This window comes from Frateuria defendens (assembly GCF_001182895.1).
In the GTDB taxonomy this organism is placed as follows: domain Bacteria; phylum Pseudomonadota; class Gammaproteobacteria; order Xanthomonadales; family Rhodanobacteraceae; genus Frateuria_B; species Frateuria_B defendens.
The window spans coordinates 1-26,178 of record NZ_LFQR01000032.1 but is presented as its reverse complement, the minus strand read 5'-3'; the positions used below and the strand labels follow the sequence as shown (position 1 = coordinate 26,178).

Annotated in this window: 25 protein-coding genes and 1 tRNA gene; 21 read left to right on the top strand and 5 right to left on the bottom strand. The window is 70.3% G+C overall.

Going from position 1 to position 26,178, the window contains the following annotated elements:
* Nucleotides 1–24: 24 nt before the first annotated feature.
* Nucleotides 25–567 carry a hypothetical protein gene (locus ACH65_RS05300; RefSeq protein ID WP_049621531.1) on the bottom strand — a complete coding sequence of 181 codons (543 nt, stop codon included), beginning with the start codon at nucleotides 565–567 and terminating at the stop codon, nucleotides 25–27.
* Between the two features lie 140 nt (nucleotides 568–707).
* Nucleotides 708–902 carry an oxidoreductase-like domain-containing protein gene (locus ACH65_RS18815; protein ID WP_082190149.1) on the bottom strand — a complete coding sequence of 65 codons (195 nt, stop codon included), beginning with the start codon at nucleotides 900–902 and terminating at the stop codon, nucleotides 708–710.
* 380 nt (nucleotides 903–1,282) lie between these two features.
* Between ACH65_RS18815 and ACH65_RS05295 the strand changes: the two genes are divergently transcribed.
* Entirely contained in the window at nucleotides 1,283–1,504 is a 222-nt protein-coding gene (locus tag ACH65_RS05295) for a hypothetical protein (RefSeq protein ID WP_053096156.1), read from the top strand.
* A 102-nt stretch (nucleotides 1,505–1,606) separates the two neighbouring features.
* On the opposite strand, the gene ACH65_RS05290 is transcribed toward ACH65_RS05295, so the two are convergent.
* Nucleotides 1,607–3,259 carry a M28 family metallopeptidase gene (locus ACH65_RS05290; RefSeq protein WP_049621551.1) on the bottom strand — a complete coding sequence of 551 codons (1,653 nt, stop codon included), beginning with the start codon at nucleotides 3,257–3,259 and terminating at the stop codon, nucleotides 1,607–1,609.
* Between the two features lie 150 nt (nucleotides 3,260–3,409).
* Here ACH65_RS05290 and ACH65_RS05285 point away from each other — a divergent pair, with 150 nt between their 5' ends.
* Entirely contained in the window at nucleotides 3,410–4,183 is a 774-nt protein-coding gene (locus ACH65_RS05285) for a class I SAM-dependent methyltransferase (protein ID WP_049621530.1), read from the top strand.
* A 210-nt stretch (nucleotides 4,184–4,393) separates the two neighbouring features.
* Nucleotides 4,394–5,752, top strand: coding sequence for a hypothetical protein (locus ACH65_RS05280; RefSeq protein ID WP_153242491.1), 1,359 nt, complete (start codon nucleotides 4,394–4,396; stop codon nucleotides 5,750–5,752).
* Between the two features lie 88 nt (nucleotides 5,753–5,840).
* Here the strand turns inward: ACH65_RS05280 and ACH65_RS05275 are convergent, their stop codons facing one another.
* Nucleotides 5,841–6,746: a LysR family transcriptional regulator gene (locus ACH65_RS05275; protein WP_049621529.1), complete on the bottom strand. Its 906-nt coding sequence runs from the start codon at nucleotides 6,744–6,746 to the stop codon at nucleotides 5,841–5,843.
* Between the two features lie 139 nt (nucleotides 6,747–6,885).
* Between ACH65_RS05275 and ACH65_RS05270 the strand changes: the two genes are divergently transcribed.
* The 9 genes from ACH65_RS05270 to ACH65_RS05230 all read left to right on the top strand — a co-directional run bounded on the left by ACH65_RS05270 (nucleotide 6,886) and on the right by ACH65_RS05230 (nucleotide 15,096).
* The gene (locus ACH65_RS05270; protein WP_049621528.1) at nucleotides 6,886–7,446 is read left to right on the top strand and encodes an ester cyclase; all 561 of its coding nucleotides are present in this window, start codon (nucleotides 6,886–6,888) and stop codon (nucleotides 7,444–7,446) included.
* Nucleotides 7,447–7,456: 10 nt separating this feature from the next.
* Nucleotides 7,457–8,515, top strand: a complete 1,059-nt coding sequence (locus ACH65_RS05265) for a polysaccharide deacetylase family protein (protein ID WP_049621527.1) — start codon at nucleotides 7,457–7,459, stop codon at nucleotides 8,513–8,515.
* 274 nt (nucleotides 8,516–8,789) lie between these two features.
* Nucleotides 8,790–10,145, top strand: coding sequence for an NTP/NDP exchange transporter (locus ACH65_RS05260; RefSeq protein WP_049621526.1), 1,356 nt, complete (start codon nucleotides 8,790–8,792; stop codon nucleotides 10,143–10,145).
* A 69-nt stretch (nucleotides 10,146–10,214) separates the two neighbouring features.
* Nucleotides 10,215–10,925: an SDR family oxidoreductase gene (locus ACH65_RS05255; protein ID WP_049621525.1), complete on the top strand. Its 711-nt coding sequence runs from the start codon at nucleotides 10,215–10,217 to the stop codon at nucleotides 10,923–10,925.
* Nucleotides 10,926–10,993: 68 nt separating this feature from the next.
* Nucleotides 10,994–11,785 carry an SDR family NAD(P)-dependent oxidoreductase gene (locus ACH65_RS05250; protein WP_049621549.1) on the top strand — a complete coding sequence of 264 codons (792 nt, stop codon included), beginning with the start codon at nucleotides 10,994–10,996 and terminating at the stop codon, nucleotides 11,783–11,785.
* A gap of 116 nt (nucleotides 11,786–11,901) precedes the next feature.
* Nucleotides 11,902–12,279: a DUF6152 family protein gene (locus ACH65_RS05245; RefSeq protein ID WP_082190148.1), complete on the top strand. Its 378-nt coding sequence runs from the start codon at nucleotides 11,902–11,904 to the stop codon at nucleotides 12,277–12,279.
* A gap of 2 nt (nucleotides 12,280–12,281) precedes the next feature.
* On the top strand, nucleotides 12,282–12,761 hold the full coding sequence (locus ACH65_RS05240) for a hypothetical protein (RefSeq protein ID WP_064504818.1): 480 nt from the start codon (nucleotides 12,282–12,284) through the stop codon (nucleotides 12,759–12,761).
* A 57-nt stretch (nucleotides 12,762–12,818) separates the two neighbouring features.
* A complete protein-coding gene (locus ACH65_RS05235) occupies nucleotides 12,819–14,249 on the top strand; it encodes an MFS transporter (RefSeq protein WP_049621546.1) in 1,431 nt (476 codons plus the stop codon).
* A 109-nt stretch (nucleotides 14,250–14,358) separates the two neighbouring features.
* The gene (locus ACH65_RS05230) at nucleotides 14,359–15,096 is read left to right on the top strand and encodes an aspartate/glutamate racemase family protein (protein ID WP_049621524.1); all 738 of its coding nucleotides are present in this window, start codon (nucleotides 14,359–14,361) and stop codon (nucleotides 15,094–15,096) included.
* A gap of 156 nt (nucleotides 15,097–15,252) precedes the next feature.
* Here the strand turns inward: ACH65_RS05230 and ACH65_RS05225 are convergent.
* A tRNA-Arg gene (locus ACH65_RS05225) sits at nucleotides 15,253–15,329 on the bottom strand.
* A gap of 239 nt (nucleotides 15,330–15,568) precedes the next feature.
* Here ACH65_RS05225 and ACH65_RS05220 point away from each other — a divergent pair.
* The 9 genes from ACH65_RS05220 (at nucleotide 15,569) to ppk1 (ending at nucleotide 26,040) form a co-directional block, all read left to right on the top strand.
* Entirely contained in the window at nucleotides 15,569–16,006 is a 438-nt protein-coding gene (locus ACH65_RS05220; RefSeq protein ID WP_237561448.1) for a hypothetical protein, read from the top strand.
* 66 nt (nucleotides 16,007–16,072) lie between these two features.
* Nucleotides 16,073–16,510, top strand: a complete 438-nt coding sequence (locus tag ACH65_RS05215; protein WP_153242490.1) for a hypothetical protein — start codon at nucleotides 16,073–16,075, stop codon at nucleotides 16,508–16,510.
* Nucleotides 16,511–16,618: 108 nt separating this feature from the next.
* Complete coding sequence (locus tag ACH65_RS18805) at nucleotides 16,619–17,476, top strand: DUF4189 domain-containing protein (protein WP_161805590.1); 858 nt, start codon at nucleotides 16,619–16,621, stop codon at nucleotides 17,474–17,476.
* 31 nt (nucleotides 17,477–17,507) lie between these two features.
* Nucleotides 17,508–18,791 carry a peptidoglycan-binding domain-containing protein gene (locus ACH65_RS05210; protein WP_049621521.1) on the top strand — a complete coding sequence of 428 codons (1,284 nt, stop codon included), beginning with the start codon at nucleotides 17,508–17,510 and terminating at the stop codon, nucleotides 18,789–18,791.
* A 377-nt stretch (nucleotides 18,792–19,168) separates the two neighbouring features.
* On the top strand, nucleotides 19,169–20,704 hold the full coding sequence (amaB, locus tag ACH65_RS05205; RefSeq protein ID WP_049621520.1) for an L-piperidine-6-carboxylate dehydrogenase: 1,536 nt from the start codon (nucleotides 19,169–19,171) through the stop codon (nucleotides 20,702–20,704).
* Between the two features lie 79 nt (nucleotides 20,705–20,783).
* Nucleotides 20,784–21,551, top strand: coding sequence for a class I SAM-dependent methyltransferase (locus tag ACH65_RS05200; protein WP_049621519.1), 768 nt, complete (start codon nucleotides 20,784–20,786; stop codon nucleotides 21,549–21,551).
* 3 nt (nucleotides 21,552–21,554) lie between these two features.
* Nucleotides 21,555–22,595: a quinone-dependent dihydroorotate dehydrogenase gene (locus ACH65_RS05195; protein WP_049621518.1), complete on the top strand. Its 1,041-nt coding sequence runs from the start codon at nucleotides 21,555–21,557 to the stop codon at nucleotides 22,593–22,595.
* A 10-nt stretch (nucleotides 22,596–22,605) separates the two neighbouring features.
* Entirely contained in the window at nucleotides 22,606–23,634 is a 1,029-nt protein-coding gene (gene murB, locus ACH65_RS05190) for a UDP-N-acetylmuramate dehydrogenase (RefSeq protein WP_049621545.1), read from the top strand.
* A 279-nt stretch (nucleotides 23,635–23,913) separates the two neighbouring features.
* Nucleotides 23,914–26,040 (top strand): polyphosphate kinase 1, encoded by a 2,127-nt coding sequence (ppk1, locus tag ACH65_RS05185; RefSeq protein ID WP_202594148.1) that lies wholly within the window; start codon nucleotides 23,914–23,916, stop codon nucleotides 26,038–26,040.
* Nucleotides 26,041–26,178: the final 138 nt, after the last annotated feature.

Sequence of the window (26,178 nt, the reverse complement as noted above, 5' to 3'; positions counted from 1 at the left end):
GGGCGCCTGCGCGGCGCCCGCCCGTCAGGCGCCGCGCAGCCTGGCGCCGCTGCTGCGCACATCGGCGTCCAGGCGGGCGGCGATGTCCTTCGAGGCGCGGTCGAGCAGGGTCACGAAGAGCTTGCCGTAGTCCTTGTCGGCCGGCACCGGCAGCACGGGCTGCGCGCGGTAGTCGGCGTTGGTGGTGAAGCCGCGCGCGTTGATCGTGCAATGCACGGTGAGGTCCAGGCGCGCCCGCGAGGGCGCATCGTCCTGCTGCTCCACCCGCAGTTCGGCCTTGGGACGGCCGCAGCCCACCACCAGGTCGGTGAAGTAGGACGGCTGCAGGGCGCGGCGCAGCTGCGCCTGCAAGGCCTCGGCCACCGAGGGCGACGGGCTGAGCACCACGGTGTCGTCCACGCCGCGCACCGGCAGGTCGAAGCTGACCGGCTCCACGTTGAGCCAGGGCGCCGAGTTCGGCACCACCAGCGAACCCAGCGGTACCGGCCGGTGCGTGTCCTGCCCGCCTCCACACGCACACAGCGACAGCGCCAGCGCGGCGGTCGTCAGCGATCGCCTCAACATCATGCGTCCCCTCATCCCCTGTACAAGAACCCGCGAATGTACCCTGCGCCGCGCGGGTCGGGCAACGCTTGCCGCGCCGGGCCGCCAAGCAGTTCGCATATGCGTGGGTTTTGGACGTCCAGATGGCCGCGCGCCAACGCCGCCTAAACGCCGCCGTGCGCTTCCGGATGCCGCGCCAGCCAGGCCGCGAGGGCGTCCCGGTAGCGCGCCAGCTCCAGCTCGTAGCGGTCCAGCACACAGTGGCTGCAGCCCTCGCCGCAGCAGTCGCCCGGCGCGGGCGCGGGCGGCGGCTGCGGGCGCGGGTCCGCGGGACGGTTCGATGGAAGCGACGTTGTCATGCCTGCCCTCGCCACGATGGCCCTGGCGATAGTTTAGGCCGCAGGCAGGCATCCGGCCGGCCGCGACGCGACGGCGCGCACATGGGATCAACACATACTCTTCATGTCGCGGCGACATGGTTTTCAACCTTCGGCGGGCACCATGCGAATCGTCCACCGGAACTGCAAACGCTGCGCGTAGGGCACAGCGCACCCGGTCCGCGGCGGCGGGGCGATACGGCCGGACGCCCATCGCCCGCATCCGATCCCGAGGATGCAGGGACGCCGTGCCGATGACGGCCGATGCGGCAGCCCTGCGCATCACGACCGGTTCGCCGTGTGTATCGCGTGCCCCGTGCGGTTGCGGTTCGCCGACGCCCTTTCGCTTCCAGGAGACGCTCATGAACAAACGCCCGCTTCTCGCCTGCAGCCTGCTGACTGCCGCCACGCTAACGCTGGCCGCGTGCACCGGCAAGAGCCCGGAAAACGCGCAGCCCGGCGCGGGCGCGCCACCGCCGGCCACGACCACGCCGTCGCAGACCCAGCCCAACACGGCACCGCCGCCGGCCAGCACCGCGCCGACAACGCCTCCGCCGTCGTCCACCGCGCCGAGCGGCCACTGATGTAGGGCGGCCCGCGCCACGGACGGGTGCGGGCCCGGGGTGGTCTTCGATCCGACCCACGAGGGCGGCAGCCGATGCCGCCCTCGTTTTGTCGGGCGGCGCTTACCGGCGCTGGTCGGCGCTGCGGTCGCGGATGGCGCGGAACTCGGAGTCCGTGCCCCAGTTCGGCCAGGCGTCGGAGTCGGCCAGCTGGCGGCCCAGCGTGTAGAGCACCGGCAGGTCGTGCGCCATGCCGGCGAAGCTCCAGCCGGCCTGCCACTCGTCGGAGGGCTGGTGGTAGTGCTCGCGGGTGTAGGTCTTGGAGGCCGCCTCGCCCGCCGCCTTGCCGCCCTCGACGCGGTCGTTGCCGGACTCGTAGGACAGCGCCGGCACGCCGCGCTTGGCGAAGGAGAAATGATCGGAGCGGTAGAAGCTGCCCGCCTCCGGATGCGGATCGGGCGAGAAGCCGAGGCCGTAGCCCTTGGCCACCGTCACCAGGTCGTCGAGCAGGTCGAGGCTGGCGCTGCCGGAGATGGTGAAGTTGCGCGCCGCGCCCTCGGGGCTGAGCGCGTCCATGTTGATCACGCCCGCGGTCTTCGCCGCCGGGTACAGCGGGTGGCTGGCGTAGTACTCCGAGCCTAGCAGGCCCTTCTCCTCCGCGGTGACGGCGAGGAACACCACCGAGCGCTGCGGCCTGGGCGCGTGCGCGAAGGCGCGCCCCATCTCGATCAGCGCGGCGATGCCGGTGGCGTTGTCCACCGCGCCGTTGTAGATGCGGTCGCCCTTCGCGTCCGGCTCGCCGACGCCGAGGTGGTCCCAGTGCGCGCTGTAGAGCACGGTCTCGTCCGGCCGCCTGGCGCCGGCCACGCGGCCGACCACGTTCTGCGAGGTGATCACCTTGGCGTCCACGTCGAACTTGGCCGAGAAGCCGGCGCCCGGCAGCGTCACCGGCTTGAAGTCGCGCGTCTGCGCCTGCCGCTTGAGCGCCTCGAAATCCAGGCCGCTGCGCTTGAACAGGTCCACCGCCGCGTCGTGCTGGATCCAGCCCTCGAGCTTCGGATGCGCCGCCTCCGGGTGCTCGCGCACGATGTCGAACATGGCGTTGGTGTTGGAGTTCTTCACCGTGTTCCAGCCGTAGGAGGCCGGCGCGGTCTCGTGCACCACCAGCATGCCCAGCGCGCCCTGGCGCGCGGCTTCCTCGTACTTGTAGGTCCAGCGGCCGTAGTAGGTCATGGCCTTACCGCCGAAGTCGCCCTGCCCCGTCTCGAAATCCGGATCGTTGACCAGCACCACGGCGATCTTGCCCTTGAGGTCCACGCCCTTGAAGTCGTCCCAGTGGCGCTCGGGCGCCTTCACGCCGTAGCCGACGAAGACCAGCGGCACGTTGCGGATGTCCACCTGGTGCGAGCCGTCCATCGCGGCGCGCACGGCGATCTGCCCGCCCTGCGCCAGCGGCTCGTGCTGGCCGCCGACGTCGAGAGCGAAGCTCGGCGTGCCGGCGATGGCGAAGCGGCCCAGCGGCACCGGCTGGGTCCAGCCGCGCTTGCCGTGCTCGAGCGCGCCGCCGGGTTCGAGGCCGGCGGCCTTCATCTGCTCGATGAGGTAGGCGACGGTCTTGGTCTCGCCCGCCGTGGCCGGGCCGCGGCCCTCGAAGGCGTCGGAGGAGAGCGTCTTCACCTCGGCCGACAGCCGCTGCGGGTCGAAAACCGGCGCGTCGGCGGCATGGGCGAAGGAAGCCAGCGCGAGCGCGATGGCGGAGGCGATCAGGGTTCTCACGGCGTCACCTGTGCGGCGGAAAGTCCGGGCATGGTAGGCAAGGCCGCCGGGCAGGTCCATGTCCGCCGCCGCCCCCTGCCAGAAGTCATGGCGCCCTGTTCCGCGCGAGGGCGCAGAATCGCCCGACCCATTCACCGCAAGGAGTCCGCCATGCGTACCACCGTGCTCGCCGCGCTGATCGCGCTAGCCCTGCCCGCCGCGGCCCTCGCCGCCCCGCCGCAGTCCGCCGCCCCCACCGCCGCCCCCACCATCGCCAAGGCGCTCCAGGATCCCGCGCGCAAGGCCGACGTCGAGAAGGACGGCCGGCGCAAGATCGCCGAGGTGATGGCCTTCAGCCAGGTCAAGCCCGGCGACAAGGTGCTGGAGCTGATCCCCGGCGGCGGCTACTTCACCCGCGTGTTCAGCGCGGTGGTGGGCGCGCAGGGCCATGTCTACGCGCTGTGGCCGAACGAATACGCCAAGGAATCGCCCAGCGAAGTGGAAGGCTCGCGCACGCTCGCCGCCGACCCGCACTACGCCAACATCAGCGTGCTCACCCAGCCCGCCGCGCAGCTGAGCGTGCCGGCGCCGGTGGACGTGGTGTTCACCTCGCAGAACTACCACGACTATCCCGACGCCTTCATGGGCAAGGTGGACCCGGTGGCGTTCGACCGGCAGGTGTTCGCCGCGCTCAAGCCCGGCGGCGTGTTCGTGGTGATCGACCACAGCGCCAAGGCCGGCAGCGGCCTGCGCGACACCGACACCCTGCACCGCATCGACCCCGCCGCGGTGCGCCGGCAGGCCGAGGCCGCCGGCTTCGTGTTCGACGGCGAGAGCCAGGCCCTGCGCAACCCGGCCGACCCGCTCGACGTGAAGGTGTTCGACAAGGCGATACGCGGCCACACCGACCAGTTCATCTACCGCTTCCGCAAGCCCGGGGGCTGAGCGGCGATGTCCGCCGCGGCCCTGCCGTCATGGCGGGGCCGCGGCCATGCGCGATCCCTTCCGCACCGAGCTTGAGCCTTTGACCGGCCCGGCCCTCGCGCTGGACTTAAGGACACGGAACCCGACGTGGGCGACGCGGACGGCGCGCCGACGCGCTAGGCTGATGCCGCCGACTGCCTGCGGCCGGCGCCAGGATTCGGGAGGCTGCCGATGTCATCCCGCTTGCGTTTCCTCGCCCTCGCCGCGCTGCTGCTCGGCAGCGGCGCCGCCTTCGGGCAGGCCAGGCCCGAGCCGCCGCCTACGCCGGAACAGTGGCGCGCGGCCCAGCTCGCCGCCGCCGCGCAGGCCGACCGCATCATGCGCGCGGCGGCCGCGCGCAAGGGCCTGCTGGCGCAGTACATGGCGATGGTCGATGCGCTCTACGCCAGCGATCCGGCGGACCGCGCCTTCCAGTTGGTCTTCACCCAGTACCTGGGCTGGTACCAGAGCTTCGTCGGCGACTACCCCAACGCGCAGGCCAGCTTCGTGGTGCAGGACGTGGCGCTGCCGGACGACGCCCCCTCGCCGCTGTCGGGCCCGTACGAAGCGCGCCCGGCCTTGGAGGCCATCCCCGCGCTCGCGCGCGGCTACCGCGCCGTGTTCCTCAACGAGGCGCACCACGTGCCGCTCACCCGCAGCCTCACCGTACAGCTGCTCGCCCGGCTGCGCAGGGAGGGCTTCGACTACTTCGCCGTGGAGACGCTCTACGCGGACGACACCGCGCTGGCCGCGCGCGGCTACCCGGTCGAGGCCAGCGGCTTCTACACCCGCGAGCCGGTCTATGCGGAAATGGTACGCACCGCTCTCAAGCTCGGCTTCAAGGTGGTGGCCTATGAATCCGACACGGCCGGCAGTGGCGATGCGCGCGAGCGCGCGCAGGCGGAGCATCTCTACGAGCGCGTGTTCCGGCGCGACCCGCAGGCGAAGCTGGTGGTGAACGCGGGCTACGCGCACATCGTCGAGCAGGGCGCCTACCTGGGCGGCCTGTCGATGGCCCAGCATTTCCGCCGCCTCACCGGCATCGATCCGCTCACGGTGGAGCAGACGGCGCTGATCCCCCACCCGCTCGCCGCGCAGGACCACCCGATCTACCAGGCGGCGATGCAGCGCCTGCACCCGGACGCGCCCATCGTGTTCGTGCAGCCGTCCGGCCGGGCGTGGTCGCTGCGGCCGGGCTACGATGTGAGCGTGTTCTTCCCGCCCGCGCCGCTGCGCGCGGGGCGGCCCGCGTGGCTGGCGCTCGGCGGCCTGCGCAAGCCGTTCGCGGTGGACAGCCGCACTGCCTGCCTGCGCACCTGGCCGTGCCTGGTCGAGGCCCGCTACGCGGCGGAGGGCGAGGACGCCGTCCCCGCCGACCGCCTGCTGTTCGATCCGCCCCCGCAGCCGCTGCCACGACGCGACCGGGTGCGCCCGCTCGACGGCGCCACCACGGCGGCGCTCTACCTGCGCCCCGGCCGCTACCGCCTGCGGGCCACCGACCTGCGCAACCACATACTGAGCCGGCAGGACATCGAGATCCCCGCGCCCTGAACACCCGCCGCGCCTCCCCGCGGCCCCCCCCCGGGCACCTGTTCCCTATTTCCTATTTCCTAATTTCCTACTCCCGGGGCAAGGGCCCCTAGCCCTCGCCCCAGCGCCACGCCTCGCGCAGGCGCTTGCCGAGGTAGTCCACGAACACGCGCACGCGCGGCGCCAGGTGGCGGCCGTGCGGGTAGATCGCATGCAGCGGCGCGGCCGGGATCGGCCAGGCCGGCAGCACGCGGCGCAGGCGGCCGGCGTCGAGGTCGTCGCCCACGTCCCACACCGACTTCAGCGCGATGCCGGCGCCCTCCAGCGCCCAGGCGTGCGCGGCCTCGCCGTCGTTGGTGACCAGCGCGCCGGGCACGCGCACCACCAGGCCGCGCTCGCCCTCGAAGCGCCATTCGGCGCGCGGCTGGTCGCCGATCAGGATGCAGCGGTGCCGCGCCAGCTCGCCCGGGTGCGCCGGCGCGCCGTGCCGGGCGAGGTAGGCCGGCGCGGCGCACAGCACGCGGTAGTTAGGGGCCAGCTCGCGCGCCACCATCGAGGAATCGGCCAGGCTGCCGTAGCGCACCGCGAGGTCGAAGCCGCCGCCGAGCAAGTCCACCACGGTGTCGGTGAGTTCCAGCTGCACGGTGAGCTGCCGGTGCTTGCGCTGGAAGTCGGCCACGATGGGCGCGATGCGCCGACGGCCCAGTTCGTTCGGCGCGGTGAGCCGCAGCAGGCCGCTGACCGCGCCGCGGCGGCGCGACATCAGCGCCTCGGCCTGCTCCACCTCGGCCAGGATGCGCTCGGCCTGCGCGTGCAGCAGCGCGCCTTCCTCGGTGAGCGTCTGCCGCCGCGTGGTGCGCTGGAGCAGGCGCACGCCCAGGCTCGCCTCCAGCTGCGCCAGCCGCTTGCTCACCACCGACAGCGACAGCCCCAGTTCGCGCGAGGCGGCGGAGAGGCTGCCGGCCGAGACCACCTTGGCGAAGACCCACAGGTTGGGCAGTTCGTCGATCAGCATGCGCACCTCATTCTTTCCAACATGGAAAGTTTCCATCCGCCAGAAGCCGGTATTTCACCGCGAAGCGGAAAGCTAGCATGACTTTCGCTGGTACCGGCAGCCATGCCATCCATCGACTTTCTATCCGGAGCACACCTCCATGCCTCCCCTTTTTCGGCCCTCCCTTTTCCGTTGCCGGCCCATCGCCCTCGCCCTGCTGCTGGCCACGGCCGGCACACCGCTCTATGCCACTGAAGCCGCACTGCAACAGCCGCGGCGGCTGATCGTCGATGGCAGCCTGCCGAAGGCGCAGGCCCAAGCGCAGATCCTCGCCGCGCGCCGCTACGACACCTTCTGGAGCAGCGGCGACGAGGCGCTGGCGAAGGCCGCGCTGGCGCCGGGCTTCACCGACCGCACGCCGCCGCCCGGCCGCCTGCCGGGCCTGCCCGGCCCGCTGGCCGCCTCGAGGACGGTGCGTGCCGCGATCCCGGACATCCACGCCGAGATCGAGCAGATGATCGTGGCCGGCGACCGCGTGGTGGTGCACCTGCATTTCACCGGCCACTTCAGCGGCCGCTTCAAGGACGTGCAGGGCCGCGGCCAGCCGATCGACTTCATCGCCACCGACATCTACCGGGTGGTGGATGGGCGCATCGCCGACAACTGGCACATCGAGGACAACCTCGCCTTCCTGCAGCAGGTCGGCGCGATCGCCCAGTGAGGAAGCCGCGATGACCCCGAACACCACTATGCCTGCCGGCGAACCGGCTACGCCGGCCAGCGCGCCGCGCCGCCGCTTCCTCGCCCAGGGCGGCGCCGGCGCCGGCCTGCTGGCCGCGGGCATGATGCTGGGCGCGACGACGCCGGCCGCCGCCATGGGGGCGGCCGACGCCGGCGCACGCAAGAACCCGCAGCAGCGCCATCGCACCGCCACGGGCGCCTTCTGGCCCGACGGCATCCGCCTGGCCGTCTCGATCTCGATGCAGTTCGAGGCCGGCGGCCAGCCGCCCAAGGGCACCGACAGCCCGTTCCCGAAAGTGGACTTCCCAGCCAGCGTGCCGAGTGACCCCGCCACCAACACCTGGTTTGCCTACGGCTACCGCGAGGGCATCCCGCGCATGCTGGACCTGTGGGACCGCCATGGCGTCAAGGTCACCTCGCACATGATCGGCGAGGCGGCGCAGCGCCATCCGGCGCTCGCCCGCGAGATCGTGGCGCGCGGCCACGAGGCTTCCGGCCACGGCCCGCGCTGGAGTTCGCAGTACGCGATGGGGCGCGAGGAGGAGCGGCAGTTCCTGCGCGCCGCGCGCGACATGGTGGAGGCCGCCACCGGCCAGCGCCCGCTGGGCTACAACTGCAACTGGCTGCGCCGCGGCCCCAACACGCTGGCGCTGCTGCAGGAGCTTGGCTACCTCTACCACATCGACGACGTCAGCCGCGACGAGCCCTTCATCGAGCAGGTCAGCGGCAAGGACTTCGCGGTGGTGCCCTACACGCTGCGCAACAACGACATCCTGCTGATCGAGGGCCGCAACTACTCGCCCGACAAGTTCCTCGGCCAGATCAAGCGCGACTTCGACCTGCTCTACGAAGAGGCCGGCACGCGCCGGCGCTTGATGTCGGTGAGCGCGCACGACCGCATCAGCGGCTCGCCGCAGATGGTGAGCGTGTGGGGCGAATTCCTGCGCTATGCCAAGAGCCATCCGGGCGTGGCCTTCCTGCGCAAGGACGAGATCGCCCGCTACGCGCTGCAAAGCCCGCTCACGCTGCGCGAGGAGGAGGCAATCTGAACCCCGCCGGCAGCGCGCTGTCCCTCTTGCTGGACCCGCGTCCCACGCGCGACGCGGCCACGGCCGTCGCGCGACACGCCTTGCCGGCGCCCTCTCCCATCGCAAGGAGCCGATCGATGAGCATGCACGCCTTCCGCCCTCCGCCCCCTTCGCACCATCGCCGCGCCCGCGGCGGCGGCGGTGATGCGCGTACGCGGCCTCGCGGCCTCGCCTGCGCGCCTCGCGCGTCCGCGCGTGCGCTCCCCGGGCGCATGCGCCACGGCGGAGCCGAAGCATGAGCGTGCCGGCCCACGCCACGCCTCCGGCGCTGCGCGCCCTCGCCCGCCTGTTCAACCTCGACCCGCGCGAGGCGCCCGCGGTGCTGGCCGGGCTGGCGATGTTCTTCCTGCTGTTCACCGGCTACTTCATGCTGCGCCCAGTGCGCGAGACGATGGGCGTGGCCGGCGGCGTGGACAACCTGCAATGGCTGTTCACCGGCACCTTCGTCGCTACCGTGGTGGCCTTGCCCCTGTTCGGCTGGGTGGCCTCGAAGGTGGCGCGGCGGCGCATCCTGCCGTGGACCTACGGCTTCTGCGCGCTCAACCTGCTCGGCTTCGCGCTGGCGCTGGCGGCGTGGCCGCAGAGCCCGTGGGTGGCGCGCGCCTTCTACATCTGGCTGTCGGTGTTCAACCTGCTGGCGGTGTCGCTGGCGTGGAGCGTGCTGGCCGACGTATTCGCCGGCGCCGAGGCACGACGGCTGTTCGCGCTGATCGCCGGCGGCGCCAGCCTGGGCGGCCTGTGCGGGCCGATCCTCGGCACCCTGCTGGTGGCGCCGATCGGGCATGCCGGGTTGCTGGTGCTCTCCGCGCTGCTGCTGATCGGCAGCGCCACGGCGGCGGCGTGGCTGCACCGCTGGCGCGACCGGCATCCCTTGCCGCGCGCGGCCGGGTCGGACGCGGACCGGCGGCGCCCGCTGGGCGGCAACCCCTTCGCCGGCGCCGGCGAAGTGTTCCGCTCGCCCTACCTGCTCGGCATCGCCGCCTTCGTGCTGCTGCTCGCCAGCGTCACCACCTTCCTCTACTTCGAGCAGGCGCAGTTGGTGGCGGCGACCTTCCACGACCGCACCCGGCAGACCCAGGTGTTCGGCCTGATCGACACCGTGGTGCAGGCGCTCTCGATCCTCGCCCAGCTCTTCGTCACCGGGCGCCTCGCGCAGCGGCTCGGCCTCGGCGTGCTGCTGGCGGCGGTGCCGCTGGCGATGGCGGCGGGCTTCCTGTGGCTGGCGCTGGCACCGGTGTTCGGCGTGTTCGTGGTGGTGATGGTGCTGCGCCGCGCGGGCGAGTACGCGCTGGTGCGGCCGGGCCGCGAAATGCTCTACACCGCGGTGCCGCCGGCGCAGAAGTACAAGGCCAAGAACTTCATCGACACCGTGGTCTACCGCGGCGGCGACGCGCTGAGCGGCTGGGTGAAGCACGCGCTGGGCACGTTGGGCGGCCATGCCGCGCTGGCGATGGGCCTGGGCGCGGCGCTCGCCCTGCTGTGGGCCGGCGTCGGCCTGGGGCTAGCGCGGCGCCAGGCTTCCCTCGAAAGCCGCGCGCAGCGCGCCGGCGACGACGCCGCGGTGCAGGAGGCCGACGTGCGCACGGCGTGATTCCCCCGGCTCGGCCTGCGGCCGAACCGTTTCTCCGTCTCTCTGAAGTCTTCAGCAGAAGGAACCCTCATGAGCAAGTTGAACGCCAAGCAAGTCCTCATCATCGGCGGCAGTTCCGGCATCGGCGAAGCGGCCGCCAAGGCCTTCGCCGAGCTGGGCGCCGCCGTGACCATCGCCTCGCGCAGCCGGGCCAAGCTCGACGCCGCCGCCACGCGCATCGGCCACGGCGTGACGACCGCCGTGCTCGACACCACCGACAACGCCGCGGTGGAAGCCTTCTTCGCCGCCGCCGGCGCCTTCGACCACGTGGTGGTCTCGGCCTCGCAGACGCCCGGCGGCCCGGTGCGCGAGCTGCCGCTGGCGGATGCCTACAAGGCGATGGACAGCAAGTTCTGGGGCGCCTACCGCGTGGCGCGCGCGGCGACCTTCAAGGACCGCGGCTCGCTCACCCTGGTCTCCGGCTTCCTCAGCGTGCGGCCCGGCCAGTGGGTGCTGCAGGGCGCGATCAACGCGGCGATCGAATCCCTCGGCCGCGGCCTGGCGCTGGAACTCGCGCCGGTGCGCGTGAACACCGTCTCCCCCGGCGTGATCGCCACGCCGCTGTGGTCGGGCATGGACGAAGCCGCCCGCCGCGCCATGTACGAGAAACTCGCGGCCACCCTGCCCGCGCGCACGCTGGGCCAGCCCGAAGATGTCGCCAACGCCATCGTCTACCTTGCCACCACGCCCTACGCCACCGGCTCCACCGTGCTGGTGGACGGCGGCGGTGCGATAGCCTGACGCTGCGTTTCCACCGACCGTATGGCGCGCCCCCTCGCGCCGTGCGCCCTTTCGACAAGGACCTCACCATGCATATCGACCTCACCGGCAAGACCGCCCTCGTCACTGCCTCCAGCGCCGGCATCGGCTTCGCCATCGCCAAGGGGCTGGCGGCGGCCGGCGCGCACGTCGTCGTCAACGGGCGCAGCCAGGGCTCGGTGGACAAGGCGCTGGCCGCGCTGCGCGCCGAGCTGCCCGCCGCCTCGCTGCAGGGCGCCGTGGCCGACCTCTCGGACGCCGCCGGCACCGACGCGCTGATCGCCGCCGTGCCGGCGGCGGACATCCTGGTCAACAACGCGGGCATCTTCGAACTCAAGCCGTTCTTCGAGATCGACGATGCCGACTGGGAGCGCTATTTCCAGACCAACGTGATGTCCGGCGTGCGGCTCTCGCGCCATTACCTCAAGGGCATGCTGGACCGGGGCTGGGGGCGCATCGTGTTCATCTCCTCCGAGTCGGCGCTGAACATCCCGGCCGACATGATCCACTATGGCTTCAGCAAGACCGCCCAGCTCGCCGTGGCGCGCGGCCTGGCCAAGCTCGCCACCGGCAGCGGCGTCACCGTCAACAGCGTGCTGCCCGGCCCTACGCTTTCCGAGGGCGTCAAGGCCATGCTCAAGGAGACGGCGGAGAAGGAAGGCAAGTCCATCGAGCAGGCGGCCACGGAGTTCGTGCGCTCGCAGCGCGCCAGCTCGATCATCCAGCGCCCGGCCACGGTGGACGAGGTGGCGAACATGGTGGTCTACGTGTGCTCCATGCAGGCCTCCGCCACCACCGGCGCCGCGCTGCGCGTGGACGGCGGCGTGCTCGACACCATCTGAGCGCAGGGATGCCGGAGGCCGCCGCGCGGCAGCCTCCGCATGCCGACATGCCGGCCATGCGCGCCGGCGTATAGTCCGCGGACCGCCATCGAGGTGACCACGAGGAGGATGCACGCATGCACTCGCTTCCACGACACCCGCGATACCCGGCCGGCCGGCTGCTCGCCGCCACCCTGGCCCTCGCCGCGGCGGCCCCCGCCGTGGCCCACCACGGCTGGGGCTCCTACGACGCGGGCAAGACCCTCGTCGTCACCGCCGCCCTGCACGAGGTCGCCTGGCGCAACCCGCACGGCCTCGCCAAGATCGACTACCAGGGCAAGACCTGGACCGTGGTGCTGGCGCCGATCCAGCGCATGGAGTCGCGCGGCCTGACCCAGGCCATGCTGCACGAAGGCGTCAACGCCAAGCTGGAAGGCTACCCGCGCCGCGACGGCACGCCCGAGATGCGCATCGAGCGCATCACCGTGGACGGCAAGACGGTGGAGCTGCGCTGACCTTGGACTGGGCGGCGCTCGCCTCCGCACTGCAAGACTCGGCCTTCGCCGGGTGGGTGCGCAGCTCGCCCGCGGTCTATCCGCTGGCGAACCTGCTGCACCTGCTCGGCATGGCCGCCCTGGTGGGCGGCATCGGCCTGCTCGACCTGCGCCTGCTGGGCCTGGGCCGCGGCATCGCGCCGGCGGCGCTGGCGCGGCTGCTGGTGCCGATCGGCATCGGCGCCGTGGTGCTGATGCTGGTCAGCGGCTTCACGCTGTTCGCGGCCGATGCCGGCACGCTGGTCCACGCGCCGCGCTTTCGCTGGAAGCTGCTGCTGATCGCGCTGGCGCTGGGCAACGCGCTCGCCTTCGAGTGGCTGTGGCGCGGAAAGCTCCCCGCCTGGACCGATCATGTACCGGCCGGCGCGCGCGCCATGGCCGCCGCCTCGCTGGGCCTGTGGCTCACGGTGGCCACGCTCGGCCGGCTCATCGCCTACGGCTGAAAGCCCCCGCGCACTCATCAGACTCGCGCCCCCCATCGACAAGGACGCTTGCAGAACGTGGTTCAACCTCCCGATACGGCCGCGGACCGGCACCTCCGCCTGGTCGCCCTGCTGGTGGCCGGCACCTTCTTCATGGAGAACCTCGACGCCACGGTGATCACCACCGCGCTGCCGGCGATGGCGGCGAGCTTCGGCGTGGCGCCGGCGCGGCTGTCGATCGGCATCAGCGCGTACATGCTCACGCTGGCGGTGTGCATCCCGCTGAGCGGATGGATGGCCGAACGCTACGGCGCGCGGCGCGTGTTCGCCGGCGCCATCGTGCTGTTCACCGGCGCCTCGCTGCTGTGCGGGCTGGCCGGCGGCCTGTGGAGCTTCACCGCCGCGCGCGTGCTGCAAGGCGTGGGCGGCGCCATGATGGTGCCGGTGGGCCGGCTGCTGGTGCTGCGGCGCACGCCCAAGCGCGAGCTGGTGCGCGCCATCGCCATCCTCACCTGGCCGGGGCTGGTGGCGCCGATCCTCGGGCCGCCGCTGGGCGGCCTGATTTCCTCATGGCTGGGCTGGCACTGGATCTTCTTCCTCAACCTGCCGCTGGGCCTGGCCGCGCTGGCGCTCGCCCTGTGGTTGGTGCGCGGCGAGGGCGAGCCGACTGGCGCGTTCGACCTCGTCGGCTTCGTGTGGACGGCGCTCGCCTGCGGCATGTCGATGACGGCGGTGGAACTGGCCAGCCGCACCCCGGTGGACGCGCCGCTGGTCGCCGCGCTGGCCGGGCTTGGCCTCGCCGCCGGCGCCCTGGCGCTGTGCCACCTGCGGCGCGCGGCGCAGCCGCTGATCGACCTGTCGGCGCTGCGCATCCCCACCTTCGCGGCGGTGATCGGCGGCGGCTCGCTGTTCCGCATCGCCATCGGCAGCGCGCCGTTCCTGCTGCCGCTGCTGTTCCAACTCGCCTTCGGCATGAGCGCCACGAGTTCGGGCCTGCTGATGCTGGCGCTGTTCGCCGGCAACCTGGCGATGAAGCCGGCCACCGGCTGGGCCATGCGCCGCTTCGGCCTGCGCGGCGTGCTGGTGGGCAACGGCCTGCTGGTGGCGGCGGGCTTCCTCGCCTGCATGGCCTTCGGCGCCGGCACGCCGCCGGCGCTGATCGCCGCCGTGCTGTTCGCCACCGGCCTCACCCGCTCGATGCAGTTCACCGCGCTCAACACCATCGGCTTCGCCGACGTGCCGCCGGCGCGCATGGGCGGCGCCACCACGCTGTTCAGCATGGCCCAGCAGATCAACAGCGGCCTGGGCATCGCCTGTGGCGCGCTGGCGCTCAAGCTCGCCGGGCTGCTGCGCCACCACGACGGCTCGCATCTTGACGCGACCGACTTCCGGCTCGCCTTCGCCGCCATGGCCCTGCTCGCCCTGCTGGCCCTGCTCGACGCGGCGCGGCTGCCGCGCGACGCCGGGGCCGCAGTGAACGGGCGGATCGCGGGCGAGAGCCGTGGATGAATATAGGGATGCCATGGGGCGCGAAACCGTGCATGGTGCACCAAAGACGCAGGCCGTTTGCGGTGCCTTGCGACTACACTCCTCCCATTGCCTTGCGCAGGAACCCGCCATGACCACCACGCGCCTCAAGACCATCGGCCTGATCGGCGGCATGAGCTGGGAATCGACCGCGCTCTACTACCAGGCGATCAACCGCGAGGTGGCGCGCCGGCTCGGCGGCCTGCACTCGGCGCGCATGCTGATCGAGAGCCTGGACTTCGACGCCATCGCCGCCCTGCAGCGCGCCGGCGACTGGCCCGCGATGGGCGCGATCCTCGCCGACAGCGCCGCGCGGCTGGAAGCGGCCGGCGCCGACTGCGTGCTGATCGGCACCAACACCATGCACAAGGTGGCCCCCGCGGTGAGCGCGCGCGTGCGCATTCCGCTGCTGCACATCGCCGACGCCACCGGCCGCGCCATCCGCGCGCGCGGCCTCGCCAGGGTGGCCCTGCTCGGCACCCGCTTCACCATGGAGCAGCCCTTCTACGCCGAGCGCCTGGCCGGGCACGGCATCGAGACGCGGGTGCCGGACGAGGCCGACCGCATCGAACTGCACCGGATGATCTTCGAGGAACTGTGCCGCGGCCGCCTCCTCGACGCCTCGCGCCAGCGCCTGCTCGCCATCGCCGCCGAACTCGCCGCGCGCGGCGCGCAGGGCCTGGTGCTCGGCTGCACCGAGCTTCCGCTGCTGATCGGCCAGGACGACACCCCCCTGCCCGTGTTCGACACCACGGCGCTGCACGCGCTGGATGCGGTGGCGTTCGCGCTGGACGGGGCGACGGAAGAGCACGCCTCGGCCGCGGCCTGAGCCTGTTGTTACGGAATCGCCACAGACACATCAAGGAAAGCGTGCCCAAGACGATTCCGGCATTCGAGCCGCGCCAGGATGGATTCGTGGATCATCCCTTGCGTAGCACGAGTACCGACTACGGAACCAGAGCAGATGAGAGTTTCAGGAAAAAAATGGCGGCCCCGGCGGGGTTCGAACCCACAACCTCACCCTTAGGAGGGGTGCGCGCTATCCAATTGTGCCACGGGGCCATAGGGCAGACTAGAGAATACCGGCACCGTGTCGAAGACGAAAGCAGAGCGGCTCGGCCATACTATCGTGGCCGAGCTGGGAAGCAGGGAAGACCGGCACCGTCATGCCTAGGCGGGCTCCGCAAAGCGGAGCGGATGGGGATTGACCGCGTCGCCGAAAATACCAGCCCTGCCACGACAGGCCGCTCGCTGTTATCGGCATGCGGAGTATTCGCTATCTCGTCCAAGGATGTGACATTGTGCGTGCCCTGAACCGCCTTGCCCTGGCCCTGCCGACTCTTGTTCTCTCGTGTGCCGCCATGGGCCAGAACAGCTATGACAAGACCTCCACCGAAGTCGCCGACAGCTGGATCGGCCACGACGCCAGCGAACTGCTGATGCAGTGGCCCGTCGACCGCGGCTTCACCAGCAATGAATTGCCGAACGGCGAAACGGCTTACACGTACAACTTCGGCACCGAGGCCTACTCCTACGATTCGTCGTACGCGGCCCCAGTGGGCCAGTCCGGCAATGCGCTGATCATGGAGACGAGGACGGAACATCACGATGTCCCCGCCCACCACCACTGCACGGTTACTTTCTACGCGAACGCCAAGGGCATCATCAGCCGCTACGAGTACGACGGCGTGAAATGCCGGCCCTACGTCAGGGGCTGGGGGCGCCCGAAGAGCCCCTGACAAGGCGGCCAGCGCTCCCGGCGTGCGGGCAACACATTCTTCAATTCCAACGACAGCAGGTGATGTATGAAATGGATGTTTGTCGCCGCCCTGGCGGCCGCTTCACTCGCCCCCGTCGTGACCGTCCATGCCCAATCCGCCCGGCATGGCACGATCGTCGACATGAAGCCGATCGACAACCGTGGCGACGATGAGTCGCAGGTCCACCGGCAAGGACGCAAGCTCGGCGCCTCCCTGGGCAGCCTGCTCGGCTTCAAGGCCGTGGCGGTGGCCAACGGCCAGGTAGCCAATGCCGTAGTCAGCGCTGCCCCCGCAGTGGGCGAGGCGGCCGGCGGCGCCATCGCCGGCAACGGCCCGGCCGCGCATTACATGGTCAAGCTGCAGCTCGACGACGGCAGAGTCATGAGCCTGGTGCAGACCGGCCATGGCGTGGAAGGGCTGCATGTCGGCAGCAAAGTCACGGTAAGCGGATCGGGTAACACGGCCACGCTCGCCGCCGACTAGTGACCGTGCGTTGAGCGCATCATGCCGCTTAACCACCCAGCCATCCCCAGGTCTCAGTCCCGACGGATTGCAGCAAGACTGCCTCGAACACAAAAAGGAACATTGTGTATGAGAAGACTCCCCGTCGCTGCCGCCCTCATGGCGGCCGCCTCCCTTTCCTTTGCGGCGCAATCCTCACCCAAAGCTCCGGCAGAAGTCATTGCCGCCGCACCAGCAGGTGCGACGCTTCTGGCTTTCTCTGCAAGCGGCGACGCTCCCGACGCGGACGCGGCAGCAGTTTTTGAAACCAGCCCGGACAAGGATGGTGTAACCCATCGCACCCTGACCGTCTTCGGGAAGAAGGACGGCAGATTTGTCGCGGATTTTTCCAGTGACAAGCTCATTGCCTGCTCGAAGTGCAGCCAGTTCCATACGGACCCTTTCCGGCCAAGGCACCTTAAGGTTGCCCCGGGACACGTCCACATCGACCAGTTCGACAGCGGGGAAAAGCCGTCGACCATGACGCTTGACCTGACCCGTCAGGCGGGCGCATGGCACGTGACCGGTGCCACTCGTGAAACCGTGGTGGCAGGCCGGGAGAAGGACACCACCGAAACGCTTCCCCTGCCCCCCTCGGGCTTGGCGAAGGACATGGATGCAAAGTGGAGGGTTCCAGTGTTCCTCAACACCCTGCTGGTCGATCACAAGAACGGCAAGTTTGCATTTCTGCACGGGGATGTAAGCAATGAGGCCATGTGGAAGAACCAAAAGAGTGACTGCAGCAAAGAGGACTGCACCGTGCTCGTCCAACAGCAAGACGGATGCATCTCCCTCGTGCGTGATGAATCGTCCCGCTCTTTTGGCGGCGCGAGCCCCAACCCAGACGATGAGAAAGAAGCGGTAACCCAGGCGATAAATGCCTGTGTCGCGGCAGGTGGAAAGGTCTGCAAGGAAGTCCGCACGGATTGCAGCAAAGGCATTCTTTGACAAATCCAAAATCCTGTTGCACTGAGCGAATATGGACGTCGTATCGGACAAGAATGTAAGTCGCCTCGTCGCGACGTATGGCACAACCCGTATCTATGAGATGGACGACAAGTCCTGGCTGACGGCTCAGGACGGCACTGTTTCCTGGCGCAACAACAACCCGGGCAACCTGAAGTTCGAATACGCTGGCAGCAGTGAAAAGAACAGCGCCGTCCGCGACAAGGACGAAGCGCTGTCGGATCCGCAGGACGCCTACAAGGGCGTCGTTGACCTCGACCAGTGGGGCAACCTGGTCTTCGAAAGCTACGACGCCGGACGGGCCGCCCAGCAGAAGCTCATTGAAAGTCGTCATGCAAACCACACCGTCGATACGCTCATCAAGGACTATTCAAGGCCCGACTACAGCGGAGCGGTTCACTACGACGCGCAGGCTAAGGTCATCTACGACACAGCATTGGTCGAGGGCCACGACCTGCACGGCAAGATGGTCAAGGACATGACCACGGAAGAAAAGAGTGCCCTGCTCGACGGAATTTCCCGTTTCGAACATTGGAAAGCCGGTACTGTCACGCCGACCCAGGCGATGACCGAAGAACAGGTCAGGGCACTCGTTGCTGCGCACCCGCACACGACGCACGCTGCCAGCCATGCACCATCGCCCCCCCATGCCCACAGGCAAGGAGACCATGATCCAGCGGTTGGCGCGCTTCAGAGCGATCTGGCGGCCCTCGGCATCACTGCGCGGGATGGCACTGCAATTCGACCGGACCAGCACTTCGGCCACCGGACGAAGGAAGCAGTCGAAGCCTTCCAGCAAGAGCATGGCCTGCACGTCGACGGCGTAGCGGGCCCTGCGACCATGGCCGCCTTTGCAGAGGCCAAGGCCCACACCCAGGCGCCCATGCCAACCTTCCTCGATGCACGTCATCCCGCCCACGGCATCTACAACCAGGCATTCTCCTGTGTTGCGCGGATTGATGAAGCGCAAGGCCGCCAGCCGGGCCCCCACACCCAGATGTTCGCCGGGGCATTGACCTCGGCTGCGGCAGCCGCCGGTTTCAACCGCATCGACCATGTCGTCTTGTCAGACGACGCCAGCCGGGGATGGGCCGCCCAGGGGGACCTTAACTCGCCCTTCAAGCGATACACGGAGGTCAATGTCATGCAAGCCATCCGGACCCCGTTCGCGCAATCGAGTCAGGAGGCGGCCATGCATGTGCAAAACAACATCCAGCAACAGATCCAGGCTCAGGCCAAACAGATGACCCAGCCGATTTCCGAGGCCGCCTCACAGGGTCTGGTGACGGGCCGCTGAAACAAGCCCCGCCCAGGGGCTTTTTACGAAGACTATTGCAACGAGTAGGGCCTACCCGGAAAGACACCTATCGTTCAGCCCAGCGTTTTGCTGTACCTCGGAGCCGGCCCGATCCGCAACTGGAAAACCCACGCTCAATCGCATTTACGATCCAGCTCGAGGGGTGACTCCCTCAGCTGTGGCGCAAACCCCGTTTACACAAAAATTCTGCACACGCTCTCCCTTGGAAGGGGGCCGCTCTATCCAACTGAGCTACGGGGGCAACGGCCAAGGATTCTCGCATGGAATGCCGCACTGCGCGAACCGGCCGCAGGGGCTCCACTGCTAGAATGCGCGGCTCGCAATCACGGCGCGCAGCGCCCCGGCCAGGAGTCCACATGTCCCACGCCATCCTCTCCGCGCTCGGCCTCGCCGAGGTCAATGCCGGCAGCTATCTCGGCCAGGGCGAGTGGTCGACCACCACCGACGCCGGCACCCTGGCGCCGACCAACCCCGCCACCGGCGAGGTGATCGCCACGGTGCACGCCAGCAGCGCGGCCGACTACGCCGCCATCGTCGAGCGCGCGCAGGCCGCGTTCGAGGTGTGGCGCGCCACGCCGGCGCCCCGGCGCGGCGAGGCGGTGCGGCTGTGCGGCGAGGCGCTGCGCAGGCACAAGGACGCGCTCGGCTCGCTGGTGGCGCTGGAGATGGGCAAGATCAAGCCCGAGGGCGACGGCGAAGTGCAGGAGATGATCGACATCGCCGACTTCGCGGTGGGCCAGAGCCGCATGCTCTACGGCGCCACCATGCACTCGGAGCGCCCCGGCCACCGCATGTACGAGCAGTACCACCCGCTGGGCCTGGTGGGCATCATCAGCGCGTTCAACTTCCCGGTCGCGGTGTGGAGCTGGAACGCCTTCCTCGCCGCGATCTGCGGCGACGTGTGCATCTGGAAGCCTTCGCCCAAGACGCCGCTGTCGGCCATCGCCACCATGAAGATCTGCAACGTGGCGCTGCGCGAGGCCGGCTTCCCCGACATCTTCTTCCTGTTCAACGACGCCGGCACCGAGCTTTCGCAGGCCTTCGTGGACGACAGGCGCATCCCGCTGATCAGCTTCACCGGCTCCACCCGCGTCGGCCGCCTGGTGGGCGAGCGCGTGGCCAGGCGCATGGGCCGCTCGCTGCTGGAACTCGGCGGCAACAACGCGATCATTCTGGACGCGAGCGCGGACTTGAAGCTCGCCATCCCCGCCATCGTGTTCGGCGCGGTGGGCACTGCCGGCCAGCGCTGCACCTCCACCCGCCGCCTGTTCGTGCACGAGGCGATCTTCGAGGACGTGCTGGGCAAGCTGGTGGGCGCCTACCAGCAGGTGGAAGGCAAGATCGGCGACCCCACCGACCCGAAGACGCTGATGGGCCCGCTCAACAGCGCCGACGCGGTGCAGGCCTACCTGGCCGCCATCGAGCAGGCCAAGGCCGCGGGCGGCCAGGTGCGCACCGGCGGCGCGGCGCTCGCCGACCGTCCCGGCCACTTCGTGTTGCCGACCATCGTCACCGGCCTCGACAACGGCCACGCGGTGGTGCAGACGGAAACCTTCGCGCCGATCCTCTACGTGATGCCGTTCAAGAGCCTGGACGAGGCCATCGCCTTGCAGAACGCGGTGCCGCAGGGCCTCTCTTCGGCGATCTTCACGCAGGACCTCAAGGCGGCCGAGCAGTACCTGTCGGCGGCCGGCTCGGACTGCGGCATCGCCAACGTCAACATCGGCACCTCGGGCGCGGAGATCGGCGGCGCCTTCGGCGGCGAGAAGGAGACCGGCGGCGGCCGCGAATCCGGCTCGGATGCGTGGAAGGTCTACATGCGCCGCCAGACCAACACGCTCAACTACTCCGACGCGCTGCCGCTGGCGCAGGGGATCAAGTTCGAATTCTGACCATCGCGGCCGGCGCCGCCCCGGCATCGAGGGCGTCAGGTTTCGCCGCCGCACCGCGTCGCGCCCGAGGACGACCGCCATGCCCATCTCCGACGCCACCCAGCGCTTCACCGACCGCGTCGCCGACTACGTGCGCTACCGGCCGGACTACCCGCCCGCCCTGCTCGCCTGGCTGCGCGACGAGCAGGGCGTGACGCCGGACTGGACCGTGGCCGACGTCGGCGCCGGCACCGGCATCTCGTCCAAGATGTTCCTCGACGCCGGCCACCGCGTGATCGCGGTGGAGCCCAATGCCGCGATGCGCGCGGCGGCGCTGGAATGGCTGGGCGATAACGCGCGCTTTCGCGCGGTGGACGGCCGCGCCGACGCCACCGGCCTGCCCGGGGCCAGCGTGGAGCTGGTGGCGGTGGCGCAGGCCTTCCACTGGTTCGACCCCGAGGCCGCGCGGGCGGAGTTCCGCCGCATCCTCAAGCCCGGCGGCCTCGCCGCGATCTGGTGGAACTCGCGCCGGCTCGCCGGCACGCCGTTCCTTTCGGGCTACGAGGCGCTGCTCCTGCGCTACGGCATCGACTACACCAGCGTGGCCGAGCGCTACGCCGACGACGCGCGCATGCGCGCGTGGTTCGGCGAGGGCTTCCGCGGCGCGGCCTGTTTCCCGCACGGGCAGAAGCTCGACTTCGAGGCGCTGCGCGGGCGGCTCCTCTCCTCCTCCTACGCGCCGAAGGTGGGCCACCCCAACCACGCGCCGATGCTGCGCGCGCTGCGCGAGCTGTTCGACGCCTGCGCCCGGCATGGCACCATCGACTTCGACTACGACACCCGCGTGTTCGCGGGCAAGGTGCCCTGACGCATGTACGACTTCCTGCGACCGCTGCTGTTCGCCCTCGACGCCGAGAGCGCGCACCGGCTCACCCTCTACGCGCTGGGCGTGGCCCACCGCAGCAACCTCGGCCGCTATGTCGCCGTGCCGCCGGCCGAGCTGCCCGTCACCGCCTTCGGCATCCGCTTTCCCAACCCGGTCGGCCTCGCCGCCGGGCTGGACAAGAACGCCGAGCACCTGGACGAGCTGGGCGCGCTCGGCTTCGGCTTCGTGGAGGTGGGCACGGTGACGCCGCGCCCGCAGCCGGGCAACCCGCGCCCGCGCATGTTCCGCCTGCCTCGGCACGAGGCCATCATCAACCGCATGGGCTTCAACAACGCCGGCGTGGATGCGCTGGTGCGCAACGTGGAGGGGTCGAGCTACCGCGGCGTGCTCGGCATCAACATCGGCAAGAACAAGGACACGCCGAACGAGAAGGCGGCGGACGACTACCTGTTCTGCCTGGAGCGCGTGTACCGCCACGCCGGCTACGTGACGGTGAACATCTCCTCGCCCAACACGCAGGGCCTGCGGGATCTGCAAGAGGAAGCCACGCTGCGCCGCTTCATCGAGACGCTGCGCGAGGCGCAGGAGCGGCTGGGCTCGCAGAGCGGCACGCGCAAGCCGATGCTGCTCAAGATCGCGCCGGACCTCGGCGAGGCGGAGCTGGACGGCATCGCCGAGGTGCTGCGCGCCACCGGCATCGACGGGGTGATCTGCACCAACACCACCATCGACCGCAGCGCGGTGGCCGCCGACCCGCACGGCGCGGAGGCCGGCGGGCTCTCCGGCAAGCCGCTGTTCGCGCGCTCCACCGCCGTGCTGCGCGGCATGCGCGCGCGCCTGGGCGAGACGGTGCCGCTGGTGGGCGTGGGCGGCATCCTGGAGGGCGACGACGCCGCGGCCAAGGTCGAGCTCGGCGCCTCACTGGTGCAGCTCTACTCCGGCCTGGTGTTCCGCGGGCCGAAGCTGATCGGCGAATGCGTGGAGGAGATCCGCCGCCAGCACGGGGCCCGCCATGCGGCCGGCTGAGCGCACCGACATGGGCGGCTACACGCTGATCGAGCACGCCCCGCTGGGCGCGCGCAACACGCTGCGCGTGGCCGCCCGCGCGCGGCTGCTGGCCGAGGTGCGCGACGCGGCGAAGCTGCCCGAGCTGCTCGACTTCCCCGCCGTGCGCGGCGCGCCCAGGCTGGTGCTGGGCGAAGGCAGCAACCTGCTGCTCACCGGCGACTTCGACGGCACCGTGATCGCCATGGACACCCGCGGCGTGCAGGTGGAACAGGAGGGCGAGGTCGCGCGCATCGCCGTGGCCGCCGGCGAGCGCTGGGACGACTTCGTGCGCTGGACCCTGGGCCAGGGCTATGCGGGGCTGGAGAACCTGATCCTGATCCCCGGCACCGTCGGTGCCGCGCCGATCCAGAACATCGGCGCCTACGGCGCCGAGGTGGCCGAGTTCGTGGAGAGCGTGGAGGCCTGGGACACGCGCGAGCGCCGCGTGGCCGTGCTCGACCGCGCGGCCTGCGCCTTCGCCTACCGCGACTCGCGGTTCAAGCGCGAAGCCGGCCGCTACATCGTCACCGCCGTGCGCTTTGCCCTGCCCCGCGCGCACGCGCTGCGGCTGGGCTACGCCGGCCTCCGCGAGGAGCTGGCGCGCATGGGCGTGGACAGGCCCGCGCCCTTCCACGTGGCCGAGGCGGTGGTGCATCTGCGCACGAAGAAGCTGCCCGACCCGGCGGTGATCGGCAATGCCGGCAGCTTCTTCAAGAACCCCATCGTGCCGGCCGCGCAGGGCGAGGCGCTCAAGCGCGCGCAGCCCGGGCTCGCCGCCTGGCCCGGCGCCGACGGCCACTGGAAGCTCTCCGCCGCCTGGCTGATCGAGGCCGCCGGCTTCAAGGGCCTGCGCGAGGGCGACGCCGGCATCTCCAACCGCCACGCGCTGGTGCTGGTCAACCACGGCCACGCCAGCGGCGGCGAGCTGTGGGCGCTGGCGCAGCGGGTGATCGCGGGCGTGGAGGCGGCCTTCGGCGTGCGGCTGGAACCGGAGCCGCTGGTGGTCGGCGGGCCCTGAAGCCCCCCCCTGCAAAGCTCGCCGCGACCGCAGGAGCGCGCGCGAGCGGCCCGCGTGGCGGGCGGTTGCACCGCCCCGTCGCGGTCGCGCGCGAAGCGCGCTCCTGCATGGCGCCCGGCTCGTTTCGCCGGCCTGCGGAAGAGGAAGCGGCTGGCTGAACCGGCGCGGCGGCCCCGGCGGCGAACGGCCGCACGGCGGGGCGGCGGGGCGCGGTGGTGGCGTAAGCTTGCGTGTCACGCCGCTGTCAACGCACCTGCCGAAGATGTCAGGATGACGACCATGCCACCGCCCGCCAACGACATCCCCGCCGCGACGCCGCCCGCGCCGCCCGCCGACCTCAACGACAGCACGCTCTATCTCAACCGCGAGCTGTCGCAGCTGCAGTTCAACATCCGCGTGCTCGACCAGGCGCTGGACGAGGGCATGCCGCTGCTGGAGCGGCTGAAGTTCCTGCTGATCTTCTCGCGCAACCTGGACGAGTTCTTCGAGATCCGCGTGGCGGGCCTGAAGAGCCAGATCGCCTTCAACCACGAGCTGCTCGGCTCCGACGGCATGATGCCGGGCCGCGTGCTGGCGGCCATCAGCGAGGTGGCGCACCGCGAGATCGAGCGCCAGTACGCCATCCTCAACGAGCGCATCCTGCCCCGGCTGGCCGAGCAGGGCTTGGCGATCGTGCGCCGCAACCACTGGACGGCCAGGCAGAAACAGTGGGTGCGCAGCTACTTCCGCCAGGAGGTGGCGCCGCTGATCACGCCGATCGGGCTGGACCCCACCCACCCGTTCCCGCTGCTGGTCAACAAGAGCCTCAACTTCATCGTGCAGCTGGACGGCCCCGACGCCTTCGGCCGCAACTCGGGCCTGGCCATCGTGCCGGCGCCGCGCGTGCTGCCGCGGGTGATCCGCATGCCCGACAACGTATGCGAGGGCGGCGAGAACTACGCGCTGCTCTCCTCCATCGTGCACGCGCACACCGACGATTTCTTCCCCGGCATGAAGGTGCTGGGCTGCTACCAGTTCCGCCTCACCCGCAACGCCGACCTCTCGATCGACCCGGAGGACGTGGAGGACCTCGCCCTCGCCCTGCGCGGCGAGCTGTCCTCGCGCCGCTTCGGCGACGCGGTGCGCCTGGAGGTGGCCGACAACTGCCCGCGGGCGCTCTCGGACTACCTGCTCGAACGCTTCGGCCTCACCCAGGCCGAGATGTACGAGGTGAACGGCCCGGTGAACCTGGCGCGCCTGTTCGGCATGGTCGGCCAGCTGCGCCGGCCGGAGCTGGAATACCAGCCCTTCACGCCCTCGCTGCCGAAGGCGCTGAAGAAATCCGAGGACCTGTTCCAGGCCATCGCCAAGCAGGACGTGCTGCTGCTGCACCCGTACGAATCCTTCTCGCCGGTGGTGGACCTGCTGCGCCAGGCCGCCAAGGACCCGAGCGTGCTCACCATCAAGCAGACGCTGTACCGCAGCGGCGCCGACTCGGAGATCGTCGACGCGCTGGTGGAGGCCGCCCGCGCCGGCAAGGAAGTAACGGTGGTGGTGGAGCTGCGCGCGCGCTTCGACGAGGAATCCAACCTCACCCTGGCCGCGCGCCTGCAGCAGGCCGGCGCGGTGGTGATCTACGGCGTGGTGGGGGTGAAGACGCACGCCAAGCTGATGCTGATCCAGCGCCGCGAGGGCCGCGAGCTGGTGCGCTACGCGCACCTGGGCACCGGCAACTACCACACCGCCAACGCGCGCCTGTACACCGACTACAGCCTGCTCACCTCCGACCAGGTGCTGTGCGAGGACGTGCACAAGCTCTTCAGCCACCTCACCGGCATGGGCAAGGTGCTGCCGATGAAGAAGCTGCTGCATGCGCCCTTCACGCTGAAGAAGGCGCTGCTGGAGCTGATCGCCGCCGAGACCGCGCACGCCCAGGCCGGGCGGCCGGCGCAGATCATCGTCAAGATCAACGCGCTCACCGACGCCAAGATGATCCGCGCGCTGTACAAGGCCAGCATGGCGGGGGTGAAGATCGACCTGATCGTGCGCGGCATGTGCTGCCTGCGTCCCGGCGTGCCGGGCGTGTCGCACAACATCCGCGTGCGCTCGGTGATCGGCCGCTTCCTTGAGCACAGCCGCGTGTACTGGTTCGCCAACGGCGGCGAGCCGCGCGTGTACCTCGCCAGCGCCGACCTGATGGAGCGCAACCTGGACCGGCGCGTGGAGACCGGCTTCCCGCTGGAGGGCAAGAAGCTGCAGCAGCGCGTGCGCCGCGAGCTGGACCTCTACCTCGCCGACAACACCAGCGCCTCCGTGCTGCAGCCGGACGGCCAGTACCTGCGCCTGCAGCCCAGCGGCAGCCAGGTCGCGCGCAACGCGCAGGGCCAGTTGCTGGAGAAGCTCTGCGGCCCCGGCGCCGCGGTGTAAAGCCTGTTCGCGATCTCCTTAGTTGGTGCTCGCGAGGGCGTGTTGGGTTGTTGCATCGCATGCTGGCCGGCCGTAGGCCGGGGTTTCGCCCTCCTGCTGGAGGGCGAGTCACTTTCTCGTTTGCCCAAGAGAAAGTAA

Excerpts from the sequence above, each read along its gene's own strand:
- ACH65_RS05300 (WP_049621531.1), bottom strand. The coding sequence starts at position 567 with ATGATGTTGAGGCGATCGCTGACGACCGCCGCGCTGGCGCTGTCGCTG.
- ACH65_RS05265 (WP_049621527.1), top strand. The coding sequence starts at position 7,457 with ATGACCCCGAACACCACTATGCCTGCCGGCGAACCGGCTACGCCGGCC.
- ACH65_RS05210 (WP_049621521.1), top strand. The coding sequence starts at position 17,508 with ATGGACGTCGTATCGGACAAGAATGTAAGTCGCCTCGTCGCGACGTAT.
- ACH65_RS05245 (WP_082190148.1), top strand. The coding sequence starts at position 11,902 with ATGCACTCGCTTCCACGACACCCGCGATACCCGGCCGGCCGGCTGCTC.
- ACH65_RS05215 (WP_153242490.1), top strand. The coding sequence starts at position 16,073 with ATGAAATGGATGTTTGTCGCCGCCCTGGCGGCCGCTTCACTCGCCCCC.
- ACH65_RS05280 (WP_153242491.1), top strand. The coding sequence starts at position 4,394 with ATGTCATCCCGCTTGCGTTTCCTCGCCCTCGCCGCGCTGCTGCTCGGC.
- ppk1 (WP_202594148.1), top strand. The coding sequence starts at position 23,914 with ATGCCACCGCCCGCCAACGACATCCCCGCCGCGACGCCGCCCGCGCCG.
- ACH65_RS05250 (WP_049621549.1), top strand. The coding sequence starts at position 10,994 with ATGCATATCGACCTCACCGGCAAGACCGCCCTCGTCACTGCCTCCAGC.
- ACH65_RS18805 (WP_161805590.1), top strand. The coding sequence starts at position 16,619 with ATGAGAAGACTCCCCGTCGCTGCCGCCCTCATGGCGGCCGCCTCCCTT.
- ACH65_RS05260 (WP_049621526.1), top strand. The coding sequence starts at position 8,790 with ATGAGCGTGCCGGCCCACGCCACGCCTCCGGCGCTGCGCGCCCTCGCC.
- ACH65_RS18815 (WP_082190149.1), bottom strand. The coding sequence starts at position 902 with ATGACAACGTCGCTTCCATCGAACCGTCCCGCGGACCCGCGCCCGCAG.
- ACH65_RS05200 (WP_049621519.1), top strand. The coding sequence starts at position 20,784 with ATGCCCATCTCCGACGCCACCCAGCGCTTCACCGACCGCGTCGCCGAC.
- murB (WP_049621545.1), top strand. The coding sequence starts at position 22,606 with ATGGGCGGCTACACGCTGATCGAGCACGCCCCGCTGGGCGCGCGCAAC.
- ACH65_RS05195 (WP_049621518.1), top strand. The coding sequence starts at position 21,555 with ATGTACGACTTCCTGCGACCGCTGCTGTTCGCCCTCGACGCCGAGAGC.
- ACH65_RS05255 (WP_049621525.1), top strand. The coding sequence starts at position 10,215 with ATGAGCAAGTTGAACGCCAAGCAAGTCCTCATCATCGGCGGCAGTTCC.
- ACH65_RS05295 (WP_053096156.1), top strand. The coding sequence starts at position 1,283 with ATGAACAAACGCCCGCTTCTCGCCTGCAGCCTGCTGACTGCCGCCACG.
- ACH65_RS05285 (WP_049621530.1), top strand. The coding sequence starts at position 3,410 with ATGCGTACCACCGTGCTCGCCGCGCTGATCGCGCTAGCCCTGCCCGCC.
- ACH65_RS05230 (WP_049621524.1), top strand. The coding sequence starts at position 14,359 with ATGACCACCACGCGCCTCAAGACCATCGGCCTGATCGGCGGCATGAGC.
- ACH65_RS05275 (WP_049621529.1), bottom strand. The coding sequence starts at position 6,746 with ATGCTGATCGACGAACTGCCCAACCTGTGGGTCTTCGCCAAGGTGGTC.
- ACH65_RS05270 (WP_049621528.1), top strand. The coding sequence starts at position 6,886 with ATGCCTCCCCTTTTTCGGCCCTCCCTTTTCCGTTGCCGGCCCATCGCC.
- amaB (WP_049621520.1), top strand. The coding sequence starts at position 19,169 with ATGTCCCACGCCATCCTCTCCGCGCTCGGCCTCGCCGAGGTCAATGCC.